Here is a 21,993-nt window from a genome sequence, read left to right as displayed (position 1 = left end):
TATTAAAAAACAAACCTTTTTCGACAAAATAAAAATATTTTTTCACTCCGTAGAGGATTTTAATTTCTGACCTGTCTATATAATTTTTACGGGAATAAAAGTGCGGGATTTTTGGCGGGTTTTAATAAAAAAAGCCGACTATAAGCCGGCTTTTAAATCGTTTTTTACAAACCTAAAAATTTGTACATGGAAACAAGATTTACTCTGCTTCTTTGTACTTTGCAGCCGTTTCTTTAATAAGCGGTTGAAGCTCGTTTTGTTGGAACATTTCAATAATGATATCGCAACCGCCTACAAGCTCACCTTCAACCCATAGTTGCGGGAATGTCGGCCAGTTTGCATATTTTGGTAGTTCTGCGCGGATGTCTGGGTTTTGAAGAATATCTACATAAGCAAATGGTTCGCCACATGACATCAACGCTTGCGATGCTTGTGAAGAAAAGCCACAGCTAGGTAGTTTAGGAGAACCCTTCATATACAACAAAATTGGGTTTTCTTCGATTTGCAGCTTGATTCTATCTAGCGTTGATTGATTTTCAGTATTATCCATTTGATTCCTCTGAGCACAAAAGTGTATTCCCAGTTAGATGGGAATGCATGAATGATTTATCAAGGGAAAGGGTATCATAATTTTATGTTTAATTACCCATAGCTAAATTGATCTTTTCAACTTCTGAATCGTTATCTACCCATACATTGCAATACAAATTAGTGTCACATTTTAACTTTTGAAAAAAAATTCACATTTTTGTCATTGAGTTATAGGACTTTATCCCCACATTTGGGATATGCTTTAGCGTCTAGAGCAGTATATTGAACATAGAATTAATATGCACTTATTGAACAGGCGAAGATAAGTGGGCTTTAGACTACAATACTAAACCAACATGGAGACCGTCATGGCTTTTGAATTACCAGCATTACCATACGAACAAAATGCACTAGAACCGCATATTTCTGCTGAAACGCTTGAGTACCACTATGGCAAGCACCACGCTACTTATGTAACTAAGCTTAACGGCCTAGTTGAAGGTACTGACATGGAAAACAAAAGCCTAGAAGAAATCATCAAATCTTCTGACGGCGGTGTTTTCAATAACGCAGCGCAGGTATGGAACCACACGTTCTACTGGCACTGTCTAAGCCCGAATGGCGGCGGTGAGCCAACAGGCGCGCTAGCAGAAGCTATCAACGCGAAGTGGGGCTCATTCGCAGACTTCCAAGCAGCATTTAACGATAAAGCTGTTAACAACTTCGGTTCAAGCTGGACGTGGTTAGTTAAAACTGCAGACGGCAGCCTAGATATCGTTAACACAAGCAACGCGCAAACGCCTATTTCTGGCGACGACCTTACGCCAGTGCTTACTGTTGACCTTTGGGAACACGCTTACTACATCGACTACCGCAATGCGCGTCCTAAGTACCTAGAAAATTTCTGGGCGCTGGTTAACTGGGAATTCGCAAGCAGCAACTTTGCATAAGCAAAAGACTGAAGCGTTAAGCGCCTTGCGCTCTTAACAGCGTAAAGTATCAGTTATAAAAAGCCCCGCTTCCAAGCGGGGCTTTTTTTATGCACTGTTGTTCATTAAGTGACACTAAATTCTTATTAAAGTTGCATTTTTCATTAGACGAAAAGATTAAAAACTATACACAATAATTACTATCGTTTTCCCAAATACCTACTAAGCTGAAATTACGGGGTTCCGTATTTAAGGGGTATTCATGGGTATTTTTGAACACTATCAAAGTCGCTATGAAGAGCGAAAACAGGAAGAGTTCACCATTGGGGAGTTCCTTGAAATTTGTAAAGAGGATCAAACCGCTTATGCAAATGCAGCAGAACGTTTGCTACAAGCTATTGGTGAGCCTGAATTAATCGACACTGCCAACGACCCGGCACTTAGCCGCATTTTCTCAAACCGCGTTATTTCTCGTTATCCAGCTTTTTCAGAATTCTATGGCATGGAAGAAGCCATAGAACAAATCGTTTCTTACCTTAAACACGCCGCACAAGGTCTTGAAGAGAAGAAACAAATTCTCTATTTGCTCGGCCCAGTGGGTGGCGGTAAATCGTCTCTGGCAGAGAGACTTAAAGAACTTATGCAGCACGTACCTATTTACATGCTGAAAGGCTCGCCTGTTAACGACCATCCATTCTGTCTGTTTGATGTCAAAGAAGATGGCGACATTTTACAAAAAGAGTACGGCATTCCTAAGCGCTACTTAAAAACCATTATGTCGCCGTGGGCACGCAAACGCCTGCATGAATTCAATGGCGATATTACCCAGTTCAAGGTGGTTCGCGTTTATCCATCAGTGCTCGACCAGGTGGGTATCGCTAAAACCGAACCCGGTGACGAAAACAACCAAGATATTTCATCTTTGGTGGGTAAAGTTGATATTCGCCGCTTAGAACAATATGCACAAAACGACCCTGATGCTTACAGTTATTCAGGTTCACTATGTAAGGCCAATCAGGGCTTAATGGAATTTGTGGAGATGTTCAAAGCACCGATTAAAGTGCTGCATCCACTTTTAACTGCTACACAAGAGGGTAACTACAACCCAACAGAGGGCTTCTCTGCGCTTCCCTTCGATGGGCTTATACTTGCGCATTCAAACGAATCTGAGTGGCAATCGTTTAGAAACAATAAGAATAACGAAGCCTTCCTAGACCGTGTCTATATAGTAAAAGTACCGTACTGTTTGCGAGTACGTGAAGAAATTAAGATCTACAAAAAGTTACTAGACAGCAGCGAGCTTAACGGCGCGCCCTGTGCGCCAGACACGCTAGAGTGTTTAGCGCAGTTTACTGTGTTATCGCGCTTGAAAGAGCCAGAGAACTCCAGTCTATTTTCTAAAATGCGCGTGTATGATGGCGAGAGCCTGAAAGACACCGACCCGAAAGCCAAGTCTTATCAAGAGTACCGCGACTACGCCGGTGTCGATGAAGGCATGGAAGGGTTATCCACCCGCTTTGCATTTAAGATTCTCTCCAGGGTTTTTAACTTCGATCATCAAGAAGTGGCGGCAAACCCAGTCCATTTGTTTTATGTACTGGAGCGTCAAATTGAACGGGAGCAGTTCCCTCAAGAAACCGCTGATAAGTATTTGGAGTTTTTGAAAGGCTACCTCATTCCTCGCTACGTGGAATTCATTGGTAAAGAGATTCAAACGGCTTACTTAGAATCGTATTCTGAATATGGGCAAAACCTGTTTGACCGCTATGTAACCTATGCTGATTTCTGGATCCAAGACCAAGAGTATCGCGACCCAGAAACCGGACAGCTGTTCGACAGAGCGTCACTGAATGCTGAGTTAGAAAAGACAGAGAAGCCTGCGGGAATAAGTAATCCGAAAGACTTCCGTAACGAAATCGTTAACTTTGTTTTGAGAGCCCGTGCAAATAACGGCGGCAAAAACCCAGCATGGACCAGTTACGAAAAACTTCGCACCGTGATTGAGAAGAAAATGTTCTCTAACACGGAAGACTTACTGCCGGTTATTTCTTTCAACACCAAAGGCTCTGCAGAGGAGCAGAAAAAACACGACGACTTTGTAAATCGTATGACCGAGAAGGGATATACGCAAAAACAAGTTCGGTTGCTGTGTGAATGGTACCTGCGCGTACGTAAAGCGTCTTAGCGCTAAACGCATGTGGTGCTGAAGCGCGTGTAATGCGTGCTTCAGCACGGGTATTTGTAGTTCACAACAAGACAAGCAGGTGTGTATGGCGCATTTTATTGACCGAAGGTTAAACAGCAAAGGTAAGAGTACGGTAAACCGCCAGCGCTTTATTAAGCGTTACAAACAGCAGATAAAGCGTGCTGTTTCTGATGCAGTGGGTAAACGTTCTGTTACCGATTTAGATTCTGGCGAGCAAATTAGCATTCCAGCCAGAGATATCTCTGAACCTATTTTTCATACCGGCCGCGGCGGCAGTAGAGATATTGTCCACCCCGGCAACGACCAATTCACAGCGGGTGATAAAATTGATAGGCCGCCAGGCGGCGGTGGCAAGGGCGCAGGCGAAGGCGACGCTAGCAATGAAGGCGAAGGCCAAGATGAGTTCGTATTTTCTATATCCAAAGACGAATATTTAGACCTACTTTTTGAAGATTTAGCGCTTCCCAACTTAAAGAAAAATCAATTTGATAAAGTCACCCAATACGAAACTTATCGCGCAGGTTATCAGACCGATGGCGTGCCAAGTAATTTAGATATTGTTCGCTCACTCAAAGGCTCTGTGGCAAGGCGTATTGCCTTAAGCGGAAGTGATAGAAAGAAACTGAGAGAGCTTGAAGAAAAACTTGCACTGCTTATAGAAGACAAGCACGACAATACGTTAGCCATAAATGCATTAAAAGAAGAAATTGAAGCACTTAAAGCCAAAATAGCCCGAGTGCCTTTTATTGATACTTTCGATTTGCGCTTTAAGAACTATGACAAGCGTCCGCTTCCCTCAAGCAAAGCCGTAATGTTTTGCTTAATGGATGTATCTGGCTCTATGGACCAAGCCACCAAAGACATGGCTAAACGGTTTTATATCTTGCTGTATCTCTTTTTGACGCGAACCTACGAAAATGTAGACGTGGTGTACATTCGTCATCACACGCAAGCAAAGGAAGTAGACGAGCACGAGTTTTTCTACTCTCAAGAAACCGGCGGCACTATTGTTTCAAGTGCATTGAAGCTAATGGATGAAGTCGTTCGCGAGCGCTACAGCGATGGAAACTGGAATATCTATGCAGCACAAGCGTCAGATGGCGATAACTGGGCTGATGACTCGCCACAGTGTCGTGACTTGCTTACCGCTAAACTGCTACCCGCAACCCGTTACTATGCCTATATAGAGATAACCGAGAGGCAGCACCAAAGTTTGTGGCGAGAATACGAGAAAGTGGCCGCCACTCACGACAACTTTGTATGTAAGCACATACAAACACAGGCCGACATCTATCCTGTGTTCAGAGAGCTATTCAAACGCTCTGAACAAGATGCGCAGCAAGGAGCCTAATATGACAACCGACGCTATGGCAAAAGAAAACAGCAAGCCTGAAACATCAAAACGCCACTTATTAAGCGATGGGCCCGACTGGACGTTTCCACTTATCGAAGAGTATGAGCAACATATCGATCGCATCGCCAAAAAATTTAAGTTAGACACCTATCCCAATCAAATTGAGGTGATCACCGCAGAGCAGATGATGGATGCTTACGCCAGCATCGGCATGCCGCTTAACTACACGCACTGGAGCTTTGGCAAAAAGTTTATTCAAACTGAGCAACAATACCGTCGTGGACAAATGGGGCTGGCTTACGAAATCGTCATTAACTCTGACCCCTGCATTGCGTATTTAATGGAAGAGAACACCATTACCATGCAAGCGCTCGTTATGGCTCATGCGTGCTACGGTCACAACTCATTCTTCAAAGGCAACTACTTATTTAAAACCTGGACCGATGCCAGCTCTATCATCGACTACCTGGTCTTTGCTAAAAACTACATTGCTAAATGCGAACAAAAATATGGATTTGATGAAGTCGAAAATATGCTCGACTCGTGCCACGCGCTAATGAATTACGGCGTTGACCGATACAAACGCCCGCAGAAAATTTCGTTACAAGAAGAGAAAAACAGACAAGAAGAGCGCGAGGCCTACCTGCAATCGCAAGTGAACGAGCTTTGGCGCACCCTGCCAAATAGCCCGCATAGCAAACACAAAGAAAAAATTCGTTTTCCACAAGAACCGCAAGAAAACCTGCTTTATTTTATTGAAAAAAACGCACCTTTACTTGAACCTTGGCAACGTGAAATTGTGCGTATTGTACGGAAAGTTTCGCAGTATTTTTATCCGCAAAAACAAACCCAAGTAATGAATGAAGGATGGGCCTGTTTTTGGCACTACCACATTCTAAATGAGATGTATGACGAGGGTTTGGTCAGCGACCGCTTCATGATGGAGTTTTTGCACAGTCATTCAAGTGTCGTAATGCAGCCAGAGTACAACAGCCCTTATTACTCTGGCATCAATCCGTATGCGTTAGGCTTTTCCATGTTCATGGATATTAAACGGGTGTGTCAGTCTCCCACTGAAGAAGACTATAAATATCTTCCAAGTATTGCGGGAAAAGACTGGCTTGAGACCGTGCATTTCGCCATGGAAAACTTTAAAGACGAAAGTTTTATCAGTCAGTTTTTATCGCCTAAAGTTATTCGCGACTTTAAGTTATTCGCCCTTGAAGATGACACCACCAAGCCCTTTATTGCGGTGAGCGCTATTCATGACGAAATGGGTTATCAAATTATTAAAGAGAAGCTGTCTGCTCAATACAATTTGAGTAATTTAGAACCCAACATTCAGGTACATAACGTTGATGTAAGAGGCGATCGTTCGCTTACTCTTCGCTATATTCCTCAACGAGGAATTCCGCTAGGCGATTCAAAAGATGAAGTTATGCGCCACCTGCACAGGCTGTGGAAATTTGATGTACGTTTAGAGCAAGACAATGGTGATGATGGTACTGACGTGATATCAGAGTGTAAACGTGCACCGCAGGCGTAAGCCTGCGGTCAGCCATCAGAACAAGATTTTAAGCCGCCTTTGCACTTTCCATTTCTTTTCTGGAACACAGTAGCAGTGACAGTGCGCCTATTGCTGCAAAAACGGCTGCGGTAACGAACGTCTCATAGGCGTTAGTGCCTTGCTGCCACTGCTGCCCTGCCAAGTAGTTTCCAAATGCGCCACCTAATCCAAACGCTATACTGATGTATACCGCTTGCCCTCGGCTTTGATACGCCTTCGGCAGGAACTGGTGGATAAAATGCACCGATACCGCATGCGTTAAACCAAAGCTTAACGCATGAATAAGCTGACTCAACACAATCACCATAAAGGTATCAGCGAATGCCGCCATGACATACCAGCGAAGCCCTGTCAGTGCGATGCTCACAAACAATAAATTCCACACGCCAAACTGGCTAATCAGACGGCGGGCAATAAGAAATATCCCCACCTCGGCAAGTACCCCAAGCGCGATAAAGATGCCAGTTTGTTGGCCGCTGTAATCAAGGTCGCGCATGTAAAGTGCGAAAAATCCGTAATACGCACCAAAGCTAATTTGCAAGCACGCTGAAGCGAATATAAAGATGGCGAAAGGTTTTTGTTTGGCGTATTTCCAAATACTTCCCGCCGTAGACGTTTCAGGTGCAGCTTCTTTGGGCGCACGTATGAACAAGGTACTGATGAACAGTAACGCGAGTACGCCAATACTGGCGTGCACTGGCGTGTCGTTAGAAAAAATATCTAGGGCCTTTCCTACACCGACCGTCAAACAAATAAAGCCAACGCTCCCCCATAGCCTTACCTGCCCATACGTGGCATTGGTTTTCGCCACCGTGTTCATCGTGATAACTTCAAGTTGAGGCAACACCGCTGTCCAGAACATCATCATCAACCCGAAAGCCAACGTAAGCCCCCAAAAACTGGTGAAGTAAAACACCGAACTGAAAGTTAGTACGGTGAGCAAGCAGCCTAAACGCATTACGCCAATGGCATTACCCGTTTTATCGGCCACGCCAGCCCACAGGCCTGGCCCTAAAATACGCGCTAGCGTTATAACAGCAAAAAGTTCACCGATTTCGGCAGAGGAAAATCCCCGCCCATCAAGGAAGATACCTAAATAAGGCACAAGCACGCCAAGCTGACCGAAGTAAAGCCAGTAGGTGATAGCAAGAATAAAGAGGCCGGTTTTGCTGCTTGCTGGGCTCGCCGCAGTATTGTTGGCATCGTTTAGGCCATTTGGTGACAATTCACATCTCCATATGCAAAAACGCCACTAGCGCAGAACCGGCAGTGGCGAATGATAGAATTAATTAGCGCAACATGCGCTCATGCTGCGTGTATCTTTAATCCGCGTTAACGTCGCAGTCTTGGCATTGCGGTCTTGCGATTTAAAAAACTGCTATGCCTGACCCGCAATTGGTTTCGTGGTCGACTGCACACCGGCATTTTGCGCGCGGTGGCGTAGCAGATGATCCATCAATACCAGTGCCAGCATGGCTTCAGCAATAGGTACAGCACGGATACCCACACACGGGTCGTGACGACCTTTGGTGACGATATCGATTTCTTCATTGTCTTTATTGATAGTTTTACCGGGAACCGAAATACTTGAGGTCGGCTTAAGCGCCATGTGTACTTCAATATCCTGACCGGTAGAGATGCCGCCTAGCACGCCACCTGCATGATTAGATGTGAATCCTTCAGGAGTAAGCGTATCGCGGTGTTCACTGCCTTTTTGATTAATAACATCAAAACCATCACCAATTTCCACGCCTTTCACTGCGTTAATTCCCATCATGGCGTGGGCGATTTCAGCATCTAGCCTATCGAAAACAGGCTCGCCTAGGCCTACAGGCACATTCTTCGCAACAACCGATACCTTCGCGCCAATGCTGTCGCCTGACTTTTTAAGGTCTCGCATGTACTCGTCCAGCGCGTCTAGCTTAGACTCATCAGGACAGAAAAACGGGTTAGTGTTGGTTACGCTGTGATCAACCTTATCTACTGTTACCGGCCCAAGCTGAGACAAATAGCCTAATACTTCAATACCGTGCACTTCTTTAAGGTACTTTTTCGCAATACCACCTGCGGCTACGCGAATAGCCGTTTCACGTGCAGACGAACGACCACCACCGCGATAGTCACGGCTTCCGTACTTTTGATCGTAGGTATAGTCAGCGTGGCCTGGACGAAAGCGGTCCTTGATATTGCCGTAATCTTGGCTTCGCTGATCTTTATTTTTAATCAATAAACCAATACTGGTGCCAGTAGTTTTACCTTCAAATACGCCAGATAAAATTTGTACTTCATCGTCTTCTCTTCGCGCAGTAGTATAACGAGAGGTGCCGGGCTTACGTCTGTCTAAATCGACCTGAAGATCTTCTTCAGTGATCTCAAGTCCTGGAGGGCAACCGTCTACTACACCGCCAATTGCAATGCCGTGGCTTTCACCAAACGTGGTTACAGTGAAAAGTTTTCCGAAGCTGTTACCTGACATAATTAACTATTAATCCTTACTACTAAAATACTGTACTAGTGTGTCTTTGCGCACGGCGAAAATACCTGAACCACCGTTATCGAATTCAAGCCAAATCACTTCTAACCCGGGGAACCTTTCGCTCATGTGCACTTCGCTATTTCCAACTTCAACGAATAACCAGCCACCGTCATTAAGGTAAGTTGGCGCCTCTTTAAGCATGATATCAACCAGTTCCAGACCGTCTTCACCTGCGGCAAGGGCAAGCTCAGGCTCGTGGTGATACTCTTCAGGCAAGTCAGCCATGTCCTCTGCGTCAACATAAGGCGGATTAGACACGATAAGGTCGTATTTCTGCCCTTCTAAACTTGAAAACAGGTCAGACTGAATGGGATAAACACGGTGACTAAGACCATGCTCCTGAATATTAATATCGGCCACTTCCAATGCATCTGTGCTGATATCAACGGCATCTACCTGCGCTTCTGGGTATGCATGAGCAAGCGCAATAGCAATACACGCACCGCCCGTGCACATATCAAGAATACTGTTAGGCGTCGATTCTACAAATGGCGCAAACTCTTTTTGAATAAGTTCAGCAAATGGAGAGCGAGGAATGAGCACTCGCTCGTCTACGTAGAACGGCATACCGCAGAACCAGGCTTCGTTTGTGATATAAGGTAATGGCATGCGAGTTTGCACGCGCTTTAAAACAAGCTCTGCAATCTTCTCTCGCTCGCTTTTCGTTAAGCGAGACGTCATTACGCTGTCCCCAACTTGTTCCAATATAGGATGAGGCAAATGTAAGGCTTGCATAACTAGGCTTGTCGCTTCATCCCATGCATTGTCAGTACCATGACCAAAGTACAAGGCCGCATCGTTAAAACGGCTGGTTGCCCATCGTGTCATATCTAACAGGGTATGCAGATCTTCAATGGCTTCTTCAAGGTAAAACTTATCGGTCATGGCGTTTGGGTACATCAAAAATTTCAAAGCTGGTATCATACCCAAACTTCATACCGATTCACATAATTAACTACGTACCGAATCTTTCTATTCGTTATAATTTAGGCGTTTTGAATCGTTAAACTCGAGTGTATTTACCCAAGCTATCGTTGATGAAAACCTTTAAAAAAGAACTTAAAGCATTAAAGAAGCAACTTTCTGAACCTCATCGCCATAAAAGTCAGGCGAGACAGGAAGGTTCCCGTAATGGAAATATGTCTACGAATACCAAGGAAGAGACTTTTTCATTTGCCGATGCAATGCAGGGAGTGACGCCTTTATCACAAGATAAAGTTGAGCCTGATAAGCAAGTTGAGTTATTTAAGAAGTCACAGCAGGTAAAAGGTAAACATCTAAAACACAGTAAGCAATTAGCGGCAAGCTTCGACTTTTCTGATATGTACCAGGCAGCGTTGCCGCAAGAAGGGCCCATGCGCTTTTGCCAAGAAGGTGAGTCTACGCATATTTTGAAGCAGCTGCGCCGTGGCGACTACTCGCCAGAAATGACTTTAGATTTACATGGCCTTACCCGAGAGATGGCAAAAGCCGAGCTTGCCGCACTTATTCACACGGCGAGAAAAGAACTGATAGATTGCGTGTGTGTAATGCATGGTTTTGGTCAGGGCGTGCTAAAAGCCGCCCTGCCCCATTACTTAGTTCAGCACCCACACGTACGTGCATTTCATCAAGCGCCCCTCGAATACGGTGGACAAGCAGCACTATTGGTACTCATCGACATACCGCTTCAAAACAACAAGCGTTAATTTGCACCTGGACAGCCATACATGGTGACTTATTTGTCTTCATCTGCACTGTTGTGCATAAACAAATAAGTGTAATACATCATCATCGCTACAATAATGCCTATACCGAGTAGTGAGCCCCATACTACGGGGTCTTTCATCATAGTCCACAACATAAGTAATCTCCTCTTCAACTAAGTAAATAGTAGAAGAGGCGTTAGATAGAGGATGTGATCCAGATCAAATTCGATTTCTAGTCGTTAGCTGTCGGCCTAATTATTTGATCCAGGTCAACATACAGTTAATACCAATCCGCATATTTGTCGCGCCATCACAATTGGGGCTTTGCCATACTTAGTTGTAACGATTGAATATGTTCAGGTTTCCCTCATAACCAAGCAACGCCTCCGCATTACGGCACAGCTGCTCCATCGACTCACTAACTTGTATATCAAAATTGGGGGGTGTTGCTCGAAGACTGTGTTGAAAGATTTTGGCGTTTACATGGTTCGCAAGCAAAAGAAAACCCAAACACCCATACGTTCTCAGAAAGGGAAGCCGTGAGCAAAGTTGAGATGCGGCAGTATGTGTAATCGTTAAACTTTTGTCGGGAATAGATAGAATTACCCACTTATCAAGTTTCTGACCCTCTCTTGCGATATTCCTAAACCATCCGTCGACAACGCTATCGTCGTATACATTGCTTGGTATATCAAATAAAACATTGTTGACGTTGAAAAAACGGTATTGATGCTGACTACCTACCATGGCTACCTCCTGTTATGCCTTCATTCAATTGGTAGAGTGGAGCACTGAGCAAAGATCAGTTTAGACAGGGCGAGTTCGCCTAGTTAGGACTGTTATGGCTATCGTCTGGCATTATTGAACTGATTAACATTGTGGGCCTGCAGACAAGCAAGTACTTTTTCACTCAACCACAGTGTTGCCTGAGCAGTGTCGTCAAAGTATTCGAATGCTAGTGTTGAAGATTCATAAACACGAGACCAAAACTTCTTTTGCATTGCCACACCTTCTGGTTCATGAAGCACCACTGCCGTGGCAATTAGCCCCAATGCTACGGCTTTACTAACAATTTCTTGCCCAGCGTTAGTAGCCTCCATGGGCGCAAGTGCCAGACCATGCACATTTACTAAGCTTCCCCAACACGGTGTATCAATATTCTTTCTTTGTGCGCCAACCACACGCTCATACTTTTGCATGAACTCAAGATTAAACGGACCTACTAAGTCTATATGTAGAATATTTTGCTCTGCTTGAAAATGAGCGTGAACTTCTCCATGCGCACTAAACTTGTCTATATCCATACGTTCCTCCACTTGAAAAGTATAGAACAAGATTAGGGCCAGATAAATTTGTTGCATATTGAGGGATAAAATTAATTCACAAAAAAGGTATTGCAAATCATTCTCATTTACACTATCTTGTAAATGCCTGTTCGACGTTGGGTAAAAAACGGTCTTGGCTTAGCGTCGCTGAGGGATAGACGCCCGTCTATCCCTCAATTTTTTTCTTCAATATATTTTTCTACTTATCTTAATCAACGTTCATAGACGCATAAAAAAAGCGACTATAACGTCGCTTTTTCTCGCTTCTTTAATTTAGCTAAACAGCTTCATAAACCAACCTTTTTGAAGATCTTCCTCGCAGGTTTTAAGTTGCGTAGCATAGCGCAGCGAGCGCGCTTTAACTTTTGACGCCACTTTCTTCAGCCACGGCTTTCTATCATAGCTTCTGCGTTTGTACCCGCCCCATCCTTCGTGATAGTTAAGGTATTGCGCGTAGGCGTCCCATTTAGAAATACCGTTCACTTTTTGCGACTTGTAAATAAACCATCCCATAAAGTCGATAGCGTCCTCGAAATCATCACGATCCGCACCACTGTTATCTGTTTCTCTCATATAGTCAGACCAGGTAGGTGTTTTCGCTTGTGAATAGCCATAAGCCGAACTAACACGCCCCCAAGGAATAAGCCCGAAGAAAACGTAATCACGCGGTGGAAGCGCATCGTGGCGGAAGGAACTTTCTTGATACATCATGGCCATTGGAACATGTATAGGCACACCCCATTTATCGCGGGCATCAGCAGCTGCATCATACCAATCGTCCTTTTCGTAGAATATTTCGCACAAATTACTGATGTCTTTAGGAGGCGTAGTTGCACACCCAGCGATAAACAGCGGAAAAAGAACGATGAGAGTTGATAAAAAAACAACCAATTTTTTGAACTTTTGGTTCATAGCTTGTCTTAACTAATGTTCTAGTAAAATGTGTGTTTCCCTGGAACCCTTCGATGCCTGACCTATGTCAGGCATTTTTTTTTGCTGGGGCCTCAGCGAAATAATCACGAATAAATGTATCAAAGTCTTTCACATCAGCAGCTTCTATTTCTTTTTGAGCAGCAAACGACACGTCAGCTTGGGCAGCAAAACCAGCAGCATCCGTATCCGTGTATTCAAAAGACTTCATCTCAGCTTGATAAGCTTGTGCCAGTTCTAAGCCCAACACGCCATTATCTTTGTCGCTTTCTAGCAAAGTAGCAAGTAGTTTACCTGACGGCGTTAGCGCCGGATCCGCCACTTTTTCAGCCTCGATGTTCACCGCTTGTGTATAACGCGACGTATCATTGGCCAAATCGAGTAATTCGGCCGCTTGCTCGAAGGACTTAAACAGCGAGGCACACCAGCTAGGTAGTGAAATATTTTCTCCGCCATTTTGCAGGAGCAAATCAGGGTTTCGCCCTTCTAACACCACTTTATTCATATTCTCTTTAGCTTCTTTAAGCTGCGCTTCGTCAAGTTCTGCACTTGGCATTAGTAAGCACGCAACTAAGAAAACATCTAAGAAATCGAATTGCGTCTGTGAAATACCAATTGCCGAAAATGGATTTACATCTAGAGCGCGCACTTCAATGTAGCTGATACCGCGTCTAACCAAAGCGTCTGTTGGCTTTTCCATTGACTGAGTGGGCTGCTTAGGGCGTATAGGCGAGTACAGTTCATTTTCAATTTGAATGATGTTGCGACTTAACTGTTGATAATTGCCCTCTTCGCCTGCAGCAAACTGGCTGAACCGGGATGACGGCGTATTCATCGCATCGCGCAGCAAGGTGACATAGTTGTCTAGCTTGTTGTAACAAATCTTAAGCGATGATTGCTCTGCACTTGTGTAGCCTAAATCACTCATGCGAAGTGATGTCGCGTATGGCATGTATACCGTGCCCTTACCAACCTTTTTAAAAGGTAACGCATGCTGCTTTCCTTTTAAAAACGATCCACATAATGCAGGGGATGCACCGTACAAATAAGGAATAAGCCAACACAACCTGCGGTAGTTGCGGATAAGCCCAAAATAATCGGCTGAAGTCTGCTCTTGAGAATGTTCTTTTCCGTTCAGTTCAGCCCATAGCTTCCAAAACGTTTCGGGAAGAGAAAAGTTGAAATGCACGCCGGCAATTGCCTGCATCATACTGCCGTAGCGGTTTTTAAGACCAATGCGATATACACGCTTCATCTTGCCCACATTTGACTCACCAAAATAGGCGATGGGAATGTGCGCTTCATCATCTATAAAGCATGGCATACTTAGCGGCCATATTTGCTCTTCACCAATATTATCAATAACGAATTTATGGATATCTTTTAACTGAGAAATCGTTTTGGCAGCACTGTTTTCTGGCGGCGTAATGAATTCAAGCAACGATTCAGAAAAGTCTGTTGTGATTGAGTCATGGGTTAGCGCAGATCCCAGCGGTTTAGGATGGGGTGTTTGTGCCAACGTACCGTTCGGGTTTATACGAAGGGCTTCGCGCTCAACGCCGCGCTTAATATCTTTTAGCGCAGCGAGAAATTCGGGTGACTTAAGCGCAGCAATGCGCGCATCAAAACGGGATGAGTCTACAGTCAAAATGGTGGTCCGTTATGTCAATATAGCCCCCTGTTATGGGGGGCAATAATGTAAATTCAACAAAAATCAATCTATCAGTTTAACGTTTCTCGGGTATTACTCTCTACTGATAACTCGATAATTGGCATCGATAGCGCGTTTAACTGAGGCAAAATTTTAGCTTTATCGCCTACTACAATAATTTGCATCTTATCAAGATTCAAATATTGCTTTGCCAAGGTATCCATCGTTTTCTTATCAATATTGTTGATAATAGCAAGCTGCTCTTCACGATAGCCTTTATCAAGACCATAGCTAAGCAATTGCCTTAAAAAGCGCGCTTTACTGGTAGGTGTTTCAAATTCAAGTGCGTCGCTTAACGTAAAGGCATTGCGCATGAACGCAATTTCTTCCTCGGTTACACCTTCAGTGCGGTAGCGATTAATCTCTTTTAAAATTTCAGCGATACCTTCACCTGTGTTAGCAGCAGTGAGGTCGGTACTTGCTTCAAACCAGCCAAGGGTTTTGCCACCAACGAAACCACTATTTGCTCCATAGGTGAAGCCTTTATCTTCTCGAAGGTTCAGATTTATGCGGCTATTAAATGCTCCCCCTAATGGGAAGTTCATAAGGCGAGACTTAAAGTGATCGCCTGTCGCATCAAAAGGTAAGCTTCTATCAACAATAAATACTACCGACTGAACCGCTTCTGGGCTATCCACTAGGAAGATTTGGTTTTCTTCGTACTTGGGAAAATCGCTGTAATCAGCAAATTCATAGGAATTCCCCTTCCACTGACCAATAAAGTCTAGTGTATTCACCATGTCTTTTTTCGGTAAGTTACCAACAACGACGATACTCGCTTTATTTGGCGAATAGTAATTGGCATAAAACGTTTTAACATCTTCCAACGTGATATTCTGCACAGTTTGCAGCGTGCCTTCATCCGGCAGGCTCACGCGGTTATCTTCACCAAAAAGAACGAGGTCACGCTCGCGGCGAGCTAAGCTAGATGGCGTTTTCGCTTGTTGCTGCAAGCCTTGTACAACACGCTCTTTCATGCGGTCGAAATCTTCTTGAGTGAACGCAGGGTTGAACAGCTTTTCTTTTAACAGCGCTAGGGTTTCATCTAAATGCTTGGTTAAAGTAGACACGTAAACTTGTGAGTATCTACCTGCAGTACTAAATCGGATAGCGCTACCCAGTTTTGCAAGTTCGCTGGCTAATTCTTCGTTGCTGTAATGCTTTGTAGTTTCATTCATAAGTAACGCGGTTAAGTAGGCCGTACCCGCTTTCCCCTCAGGGTCTAGCAACATGCCTCCATCCATACCTAATGTAAGCGTTACCGTTGGCGTTTCGGTGCTGGTTACGCCAAGTATTTCAATGCCGTTAGCAAGTTCAGACTCCCAATAATCAGGAACTTCCACAACCGGTGCCTCACCGGCTTTCGGCATTACGCTTCTATCAAAGCTAGGGGCGGTATTGGTAGATAGGGCACTGGTAACAGCTTCATTTTCAAACACTTCTACCGTATCGATTTGAATATTTCTCACCGGACGTTCAAAGGTCTGCTCAGCCGCAGCGAGCTGAACCTGCCCTTTGGGCACCACGCTTAATACAACGCTATTGGCGTCTTTAATATATTTATTGTAAACACGCATAACGTCTTCAGCAGTTACGGCGTTATAACGCGCAATATCTTCGGCAATCAAATCTGGCGCTTGGTAAAAGGTTTCGTTAGCGGCGAGGGCTGACACTTTGCCAGACACACTTTGTAAGCCAAATACCGTACGCGCTTCAATTTGTCCTTTTGTACGCGCTAAATCATCTGCCGTTACACCACGTGCCTCAAACTCTTTTAGGGTTTCATTCAGTACGTTCTGGAGAGTAGAAAGTGAGGTAATTTTTGCAGGATTAGCCAAAGCGAGTAGCTGGAATTCACAGGCAAGTTCGCGGCAAGGGTGAGACACCACGGCTTGCACCGCCATGCCTTCTTTCACTAGGTTTTTGTAAAACAGTGAGGTTTTTCCACCGCCTAAAATATCGGCCAATACGTCCAGTGGCGCTTCGTCTTCATGGCGACCATACACTGTAGGATAAGTTATTTGCAGAAGCGGAAGATGAACTTTATCTTCTAACGTTACATAACGGGTTTCGTCTAGCGTTACTGGCTGAGGCTCAGGCTCTTCTACTTTAGGTCCTGATGGGATTTCCCCAAAGTACTTGTTCACCCACGCTTTGGTTTTGGCTACGTCGATATCGCCACCAATAGTTAGGACCGCATTGTTCGGGCCATACCAGCGCTTAAAAAAGGCTTTTAGGTCATTGACGTCAACCCGGTCTAAATCTTCTACATAGCCGATAGTCATCCACGAGTATGGGTGCCCTTCAGGATATAGCGCTTCACCATTAAGCTCGAAACGCAATCCATAGGGCTGATTGTCCACACGCTGCGCACGCTCGTTTTTAACCGTTTCTCTTTGGTTTTCAAACTTAGTTTGGTCTACGGCTTCTAACAGATAGCCCATTCTGTCAGATTCTAGCCAAAGGACTTTCTCCAATTGGTTAGCCGGTACGGTTTCAAAATAGTTTGTGCGATCGGTATTGGTTGTGCCGTTTAAGTTACCGCCCGATTCCGTAATAACCTTAAAATGCTGCTCATCGGCAACGTGTTTTGAGCCTTGAAACATCATGTGCTCAAAAAAGTGAGCAAAACCCGATTTACCTACCTCTTCTCGCGCAGAGCCAACGTGATAGGTAACGTCAACATGAACCAGTGGATCAGAATGGTCTTCGTGGAGAATGACGGTAAGTCCGTTTTCTAATGTGTACTTTTCGTAAGGAATAGACACGGTGTTCGACGAATCAGCTACTGTGTTTAGTTGGTTATTCGTCTTCTCTTCCTGTACGTGCTGACACGCTGTTACTGCAATGACGCCTATGGTCATAACGAAGGTACGTAGGGTCAGTTTTCCTGACATGATGATTCCTTTTAAATTACTACACATTCTTCACTCTGCCTTTTCACTCTATATTCACTGAGTGGTACTTGGCTTATTGGGTGAAAACAGAGGTTGCTATCTCTATAGCGCAAGCGAATTTTCGAAGACTACCAGACTTTTTAGCGCTTTACTTGCTTCGACTTTGCTATGATTGTATTAATTTGTGTATTTCTGAAATACACTTACACTTCATAGTCTTTTGTAAAATAGGCTTTAGCCAGTTGAATTCGCTAAGTGGTACGAATGAACTGACAAACGGTTTCCATTTGGAATAGAAATAGCCCAATAGAAGTTGCGAAATAAAAAGGATAGTTGCATGGATCAGTCAACAACAGTAGTCGATATTGATTTTGGAATGTCACAGCTAAGTGGTAACAAAAAACTGTTGTTCACCCTACTTGGTAAGTTTACGGACGAATACCGTTCTCTTGATGCTGACTTGCAGGCGCATGTTGCTAAGGGTGATTTTAATAAGGCTTACTCTATTGTTCACACACTAAAAGGCGTGACAGGAAACCTAGGGCTTTTTGCTTTGCACAATGCGAGCAAGCCTGTAGAAAGCGGCTTTAGAAACGACAAACGCGTTGCTGAACAATACCCTGCTTTTATCGCAGTACTAGATGAAACCATTGCTGCGGTTGATGCGTTGATCAAAGAGCCAGAAGTCACAGCTTCTGCCCCGGCACCGGCGAATGGAGCAGCAGCTGAGCAAGCGCGAAAACAGTTAATGACAGCGCTGAAAGCGAGCGAGTTTATCGCCCAGGACAAACTGGATGAATGGCTAGATGCCCTTGCTTTACCTCAAGACAAACGGGCCGCAATTATTGATGCAGTCGACGAGCTTGACTATGAAGAAGCCATTTCAGAGTTAGAAAATAGCTAGTGCAGCCGATCCCCGTTCTCTTTGAAAATACAGACCTTATTATTGTCAACAAGCCTATTGGCATTGCTATGCACGATGCCACCAAAGAGGCTGACTTTGGTGACAGTACTGCCGAAAACGGTAAAGCAGAGAAAGTAGAAGGCATTGTTACCCGGTTAAAAAAGCAGTTGAGTTTGACAGAACTGCATCTTTGCCACCGTCTAGATACGGGCACTTCGGGTTGTTTGTGCCTTGCTAAAAATGCAGCTGTAGCCAGTGAAATTGGCGAGCTTTTCTCATCAAGACGTGTGAGCAAATACTACTTGGCGCTAAGTGATCACAAGCCTAAAAAGAAACAAGGCACGATAATGGGCGACATGAAAAATCGTCGAGGCGGCCAGCGGATTTTGCTAAAAACCACAGAAAACCCGGCTATCACTCAGTTTTTCAGTAGCGCGGCTAAGCCCGGCACACGGGGCTTTATCGTAAAGCCTCACTCGGGGAAAACCCATCAAATTCGTGTGGCGCTTAAAAGCATTGGCGCACCTATTTTGGGTGATACACTTTATGGTGGTGAGGCATCAGACAGGCTGTATCTTCATGCATGGCATTTGCACCTACCTTTGTCTTCTGGTGAATTATCGGTTACGGCACCTTTCGATACAGGTGAAGTCATAAACGAAGCCGATGTGCAGACTTGGTACAACGGGCTTAATGCGCCTGAGACTTATCCATGGCCTTCCCTGCCCGCACGCTTTTTGCCGGCGTGCTAGGGGAAAACGCGAACGGCCTAATAGGTGCCAACCTAATAGGTGCTAATAGTCATAAGAAAATAGAAGCTACTTTGAATGTTTAATAGGTGCTAATGGGTAAACTACATATAGTTGGCGGCGGTGCCATAGGAAGCCTGATTGCTGCAAGCGCCCAGAAAAATGGCGTGCCGTATGACTGCTACCCCAGAGACATGAAAACCATGCCCTCTTGCGCACACTGGCAAAACGGCCAAACCACTGCGCTAAAACCTGCGAAGCCTTCACCTATCGTGTTACCTAAAAGTGATGTGCTGATAATCCCCTTAAAAGTATATCAACTTAAAGCAGCCCTATTGCAATGGCTTCCCTATCTCACACAACAACCTACCGTTGTGCTGCTTCACAACGGTATGGGCGGACTTGAGATCGCAAGAGATTTACTAGGTGGCGATTATCCGTTGCTTCTTGCTACAACCAGTCATGGCGCGTTAAAAGTAAGCGCGTCGAGCGGCGATTTTCATGTTAAGTATACTGGCGTTGGCGCAACGCAAATTGGCGCGCCTAATGTAGATAAGCCATCACCTCAAACATTAGACGCCCTTTCACAAATAGCGCCACAGCTAGCTAGCGCAATTGCGACGTTAGATAACGCACTTCCGCCGGTGCAATACCAAAATAATATTCTAAAAGCACTATGGACGAAGCTTTCCGTTAATGCTGTGATTAACCCACTAACGGCGCTTCACAATATCCAAAATAAGCATATTGCTAAGCCTGAATTTGAACAAAGCCGTATTTCAATTTGCAATGAGTTTACTCAGGTAGCGGATGCTTACGGGCTAGATTTTGATGCACTGTCAGTTCATGAAAATGTGCTGTCTGTAGCCAAGGCGACCGGAGAAAACTACTCAAGTATGCATCAGGATGTTGCTCACGGTAGACAAACAGAAATAGACGCCATCAACGGTTACATTGTAGATATGGCAACAAAAAAGGGTATCCCCGTTCCCGAGAATACCCTTTTAGTAGAGCGTGTTAAGACGCTGAAGCTTTAACAGCGCCGAGCACCTAAATCACGCTATTTGAGGATTAAGATTATTCTTGTTCACCCGCTTCTTGCGCGTCTTTTGGCGCCTGAGGCTTCATGTGTGGGAACAAGATAACATCTTTAATTGTTGAGCTATCAGTAAATAGCATAGCTAGACGGTCAATCCCGATACCTTCACCCGCCGTTGGCGGCAAACCATATTCAAGCGCGCGAATGTAATCGTCGTCAAAGTGCATGGCTTCATCATCGCCTGCATCTTTTTCTTCAACTTGCTTCGCAAAACGTTCTGCCTGATCTTCCGGGTCGTTAAGCTCGCTAAAGCCATTCGCTAATTCACGTCCACCTACAAAGAACTCGAAGCGGTCGGTAATGAATGGGTTGTTGTCGTTACGGCGCGCAAGCGGTGATACTTCCCACGGATATTCTGTAATGAACGTAGGTTGAATAAGCTTCTCTTCCGCGGTTGCTTCGAAGATTTCGCAAAGGTACTTACCCGCACCCCAAATGCCGTCAACTTCAGGCTCTTTAATGTGAAGCTGTTTCGCCATTGCTTTAAGCGCGTCAAGGTTCGCCTCTGGGTCGCGAATAGCTTCCTCGTTAGCTTCTGGCCAATACTTAAGAATAGCTTCGCCCATGCTTAAGCGGTCAAACGGCTTACCAAAATCGTATTCAACTTCAGACGTTACGTTACCTTCAGCGTCTTTAGTTGTGTTTTTGATAATGCTTGTACCAAGAATATCTTCTGCCAGCGTGCGCAGCATATCTTCGGTAAGGTTCATCAGGTCGTTGTAGTCTGCATACGCTTGGTAGAACTCAAGCATAGTAAACTCTGGGTTGTGACGAGTTGATAAGCCTTCGTTACGGAAGTTACGGTTAATTTCGAATACACGCTCAAAACCACCAACCACTAGGCGCTTAAGGTAAAGCTCTGGTGCAATACGCAGGTACATATCGATGTCTAACGCATTGTGGTGAGTCACAAACGGCTTCGCCGTCGCGCCGCCAGGAATAACCTGAAGCATCGGTGTTTCTACTTCAAGGTAGTCACGTTCGGTAAGATAATTGCGAATACCGTTTACGATCTTGCTACGGATCATGAACGTTTTGCGCGTTTGTTCACTTGTGATCAAATCAACGTAGCGCTGGCGATATTTCGTTTCCTGGTCACTCAAACCGTGGAATTTTTCTGGCAATGGACGAAGTGCTTTGGTTAGCAACTCGTATTGCTCCATGTTCACGTAAAGGTCGCCTTTACCTGACTTATGCAGCTCACCCGCCACGCCAATAATGTCGCCAATATCTAGTGCGCCATATTTTGCTTTAAGGGCTTTTTGCGTGTCTTTATCTGCGTATGCCTGAATGCGGCCAGTCATATCTTGAAGCAACATGAAAGGACCACGCTTTGCCATAATACGGCCAGCGATGCTTACTTTGTTACCCTGCTCTTGTAGCGTTTCTTTGTCGAATTCACCGAACTTAGCTTGAAGCTCATCCGCATAGTTTTCGCGACGGAAGCTGTTTGGGAAACCGTTTGCACGGCACTGCTCGCGAATAGCGCTTAGCTTAGCACGGCGCTCTGCAATCAATTTGTTATCGTCTGTTTGTTGGTCAGTCATAACCTTTCACTTCGTTGTTC

19 protein-coding genes are annotated in these 21,993 nt (G+C 44.8%); 8 read left to right on the top strand and 11 right to left on the bottom strand.

Translation table 11 applies throughout. The features are described from left to right. Positions 1-199: 199 nt before the first annotated feature. Entirely contained in the window at positions 200-550 is a 351-nt protein-coding gene (locus tag AC0J2X_RS14925) for a Grx4 family monothiol glutaredoxin (protein WP_069943941.1), read from the bottom strand. A gap of 349 nt (positions 551-899) precedes the next feature. On the opposite strand from AC0J2X_RS14925, the gene sodB reads away from it, so the two are divergent. The 4 genes from sodB to AC0J2X_RS14905 all read left to right on the top strand — a co-directional run bounded on the left by sodB (position 900) and on the right by AC0J2X_RS14905 (position 6,566). Then, a complete protein-coding gene (gene sodB, locus AC0J2X_RS14920; protein WP_014948764.1) occupies positions 900-1,481 on the top strand; it encodes a superoxide dismutase [Fe] in 582 nt (193 codons plus the stop codon). 241 nt (positions 1,482-1,722) lie between these two features. Further along, entirely contained in the window at positions 1,723-3,645 is a 1,923-nt protein-coding gene (locus AC0J2X_RS14915) for a PrkA family serine protein kinase (protein ID WP_014975982.1), read from the top strand. 85 nt (positions 3,646-3,730) lie between these two features. Then, positions 3,731-5,017, top strand: a complete 1,287-nt coding sequence (locus tag AC0J2X_RS14910; protein ID WP_014948762.1) for a YeaH/YhbH family protein — start codon at positions 3,731-3,733, stop codon at positions 5,015-5,017. A gap of 1 nt (position 5,018) precedes the next feature. Next, a complete protein-coding gene (locus AC0J2X_RS14905; RefSeq protein ID WP_014975981.1) occupies positions 5,019-6,566 on the top strand; it encodes a SpoVR family protein in 1,548 nt (515 codons plus the stop codon). A 28-nt stretch (positions 6,567-6,594) separates the two neighbouring features. Here AC0J2X_RS14905 and AC0J2X_RS14900 read toward each other — a convergent pair whose 3' ends face one another. From AC0J2X_RS14900 to prmB, 3 genes are all read right to left on the bottom strand, one after another. Beyond that, complete coding sequence (locus tag AC0J2X_RS14900; RefSeq protein WP_472996181.1) at positions 6,595-7,812, bottom strand: MFS transporter; 1,218 nt, start codon at positions 7,810-7,812, stop codon at positions 6,595-6,597. Between the two features lie 153 nt (positions 7,813-7,965). Beyond that, entirely contained in the window at positions 7,966-9,063 is a 1,098-nt protein-coding gene (gene aroC, locus AC0J2X_RS14895) for a chorismate synthase (protein ID WP_014948759.1), read from the bottom strand. A gap of 9 nt (positions 9,064-9,072) precedes the next feature. Beyond that, positions 9,073-10,008, bottom strand: coding sequence for a 50S ribosomal protein L3 N(5)-glutamine methyltransferase (prmB, locus tag AC0J2X_RS14890; RefSeq protein ID WP_039226525.1), 936 nt, complete (start codon positions 10,006-10,008; stop codon positions 9,073-9,075). 152 nt (positions 10,009-10,160) lie between these two features. Between prmB and smrB the strand changes: the two genes are divergently transcribed. Next, the gene (gene smrB / locus AC0J2X_RS14885) at positions 10,161-10,811 is read left to right on the top strand and encodes an endonuclease SmrB (protein WP_061485145.1); all 651 of its coding nucleotides are present in this window, start codon (positions 10,161-10,163) and stop codon (positions 10,809-10,811) included. Positions 10,812-10,840: 29 nt separating this feature from the next. On the opposite strand, the gene AC0J2X_RS14880 is transcribed toward smrB, so the two are convergent. From AC0J2X_RS14880 to AC0J2X_RS14855, 6 genes are all read right to left on the bottom strand, one after another. Then, complete coding sequence (locus AC0J2X_RS14880; RefSeq protein ID WP_012517787.1) at positions 10,841-10,966, bottom strand: hypothetical protein; 126 nt, start codon at positions 10,964-10,966, stop codon at positions 10,841-10,843. A 178-nt stretch (positions 10,967-11,144) separates the two neighbouring features. Then, positions 11,145-11,558, bottom strand: coding sequence for a hypothetical protein (locus tag AC0J2X_RS14875; RefSeq protein ID WP_014948756.1), 414 nt, complete (start codon positions 11,556-11,558; stop codon positions 11,145-11,147). Between the two features lie 98 nt (positions 11,559-11,656). Beyond that, positions 11,657-12,115 carry a hypothetical protein gene (locus AC0J2X_RS14870; RefSeq protein ID WP_014948755.1) on the bottom strand — a complete coding sequence of 153 codons (459 nt, stop codon included), beginning with the start codon at positions 12,113-12,115 and terminating at the stop codon, positions 11,657-11,659. A gap of 294 nt (positions 12,116-12,409) precedes the next feature. After that, a complete protein-coding gene (locus tag AC0J2X_RS14865; protein WP_014948754.1) occupies positions 12,410-13,048 on the bottom strand; it encodes a transglycosylase SLT domain-containing protein in 639 nt (212 codons plus the stop codon). Between the two features lie 67 nt (positions 13,049-13,115). Then, the gene (gene gshA, locus AC0J2X_RS14860; protein ID WP_472996180.1) at positions 13,116-14,714 is read right to left on the bottom strand and encodes a glutamate--cysteine ligase; all 1,599 of its coding nucleotides are present in this window, start codon (positions 14,712-14,714) and stop codon (positions 13,116-13,118) included. A 74-nt stretch (positions 14,715-14,788) separates the two neighbouring features. Continuing rightward, entirely contained in the window at positions 14,789-17,674 is a 2,886-nt protein-coding gene (locus AC0J2X_RS14855; RefSeq protein ID WP_472996179.1) for a M16 family metallopeptidase, read from the bottom strand. A gap of 337 nt (positions 17,675-18,011) precedes the next feature. Between AC0J2X_RS14855 and AC0J2X_RS14850 the strand changes: the two genes are divergently transcribed. From AC0J2X_RS14850 to AC0J2X_RS14840, 3 genes are all read left to right on the top strand, one after another. Further along, positions 18,012-18,578: an Hpt domain-containing protein gene (locus AC0J2X_RS14850; protein WP_472996178.1), complete on the top strand. Its 567-nt coding sequence runs from the start codon at positions 18,012-18,014 to the stop codon at positions 18,576-18,578. Continuing rightward, complete coding sequence (locus AC0J2X_RS14845) at positions 18,578-19,330, top strand: pseudouridine synthase (protein WP_472996177.1); 753 nt, start codon at positions 18,578-18,580, stop codon at positions 19,328-19,330. The genes AC0J2X_RS14850 and AC0J2X_RS14845 overlap by 1 nt, the downstream gene beginning before the upstream one ends. Positions 19,331-19,422: 92 nt before the next feature. Further along, on the top strand, positions 19,423-20,364 hold the full coding sequence (locus tag AC0J2X_RS14840; RefSeq protein WP_472996176.1) for a ketopantoate reductase family protein: 942 nt from the start codon (positions 19,423-19,425) through the stop codon (positions 20,362-20,364). Between the two features lie 40 nt (positions 20,365-20,404). Here AC0J2X_RS14840 and lysS read toward each other — a convergent pair whose 3' ends face one another. Beyond that, positions 20,405-21,973 (bottom strand): lysine--tRNA ligase, encoded by a 1,569-nt coding sequence (gene lysS, locus AC0J2X_RS14835; RefSeq protein WP_075176188.1) that lies wholly within the window; start codon positions 21,971-21,973, stop codon positions 20,405-20,407. Positions 21,974-21,993 lie beyond the last annotated feature (20 nt).

The organism is Alteromonas sp. R7 (assembly GCF_055755235.1).
Note: the sequence above shows the minus strand (reverse complement) of the source record. Positions and strands in the feature narration are given on the sequence as shown.

Bases quoted from the DNA above. Each gene is read 5' to 3' on its own strand.
- AC0J2X_RS14925 (WP_069943941.1), bottom strand. From the start codon at position 550: ATGGATAATACTGAAAATCAATCAACGCTAGATAGAATCAAGCTGCAA.
- sodB (WP_014948764.1), top strand. From the start codon at position 900: ATGGCTTTTGAATTACCAGCATTACCATACGAACAAAATGCACTAGAA.
- AC0J2X_RS14915 (WP_014975982.1), top strand. From the start codon at position 1,723: ATGGGTATTTTTGAACACTATCAAAGTCGCTATGAAGAGCGAAAACAG.
- AC0J2X_RS14910 (WP_014948762.1), top strand. From the start codon at position 3,731: ATGGCGCATTTTATTGACCGAAGGTTAAACAGCAAAGGTAAGAGTACG.
- AC0J2X_RS14905 (WP_014975981.1), top strand. From the start codon at position 5,019: ATGACAACCGACGCTATGGCAAAAGAAAACAGCAAGCCTGAAACATCA.
- aroC (WP_014948759.1), bottom strand. From the start codon at position 9,063: ATGTCAGGTAACAGCTTCGGAAAACTTTTCACTGTAACCACGTTTGGT.
- prmB (WP_039226525.1), bottom strand. From the start codon at position 10,008: ATGACCGATAAGTTTTACCTTGAAGAAGCCATTGAAGATCTGCATACC.
- smrB (WP_061485145.1), top strand. From the start codon at position 10,161: ATGAAAACCTTTAAAAAAGAACTTAAAGCATTAAAGAAGCAACTTTCT.
- AC0J2X_RS14880 (WP_012517787.1), bottom strand. From the start codon at position 10,966: ATGTTGTGGACTATGATGAAAGACCCCGTAGTATGGGGCTCACTACTC.
- AC0J2X_RS14875 (WP_014948756.1), bottom strand. From the start codon at position 11,558: ATGGTAGGTAGTCAGCATCAATACCGTTTTTTCAACGTCAACAATGTT.
- AC0J2X_RS14870 (WP_014948755.1), bottom strand. From the start codon at position 12,115: ATGGATATAGACAAGTTTAGTGCGCATGGAGAAGTTCACGCTCATTTT.
- AC0J2X_RS14865 (WP_014948754.1), bottom strand. From the start codon at position 13,048: ATGAACCAAAAGTTCAAAAAATTGGTTGTTTTTTTATCAACTCTCATC.
- AC0J2X_RS14855 (WP_472996179.1), bottom strand. From the start codon at position 17,674: ATGTCAGGAAAACTGACCCTACGTACCTTCGTTATGACCATAGGCGTC.
- AC0J2X_RS14850 (WP_472996178.1), top strand. From the start codon at position 18,012: ATGGATCAGTCAACAACAGTAGTCGATATTGATTTTGGAATGTCACAG.
- AC0J2X_RS14840 (WP_472996176.1), top strand. From the start codon at position 19,423: ATGGGTAAACTACATATAGTTGGCGGCGGTGCCATAGGAAGCCTGATT.
- lysS (WP_075176188.1), bottom strand. From the start codon at position 21,973: ATGACTGACCAACAAACAGACGATAACAAATTGATTGCAGAGCGCCGT.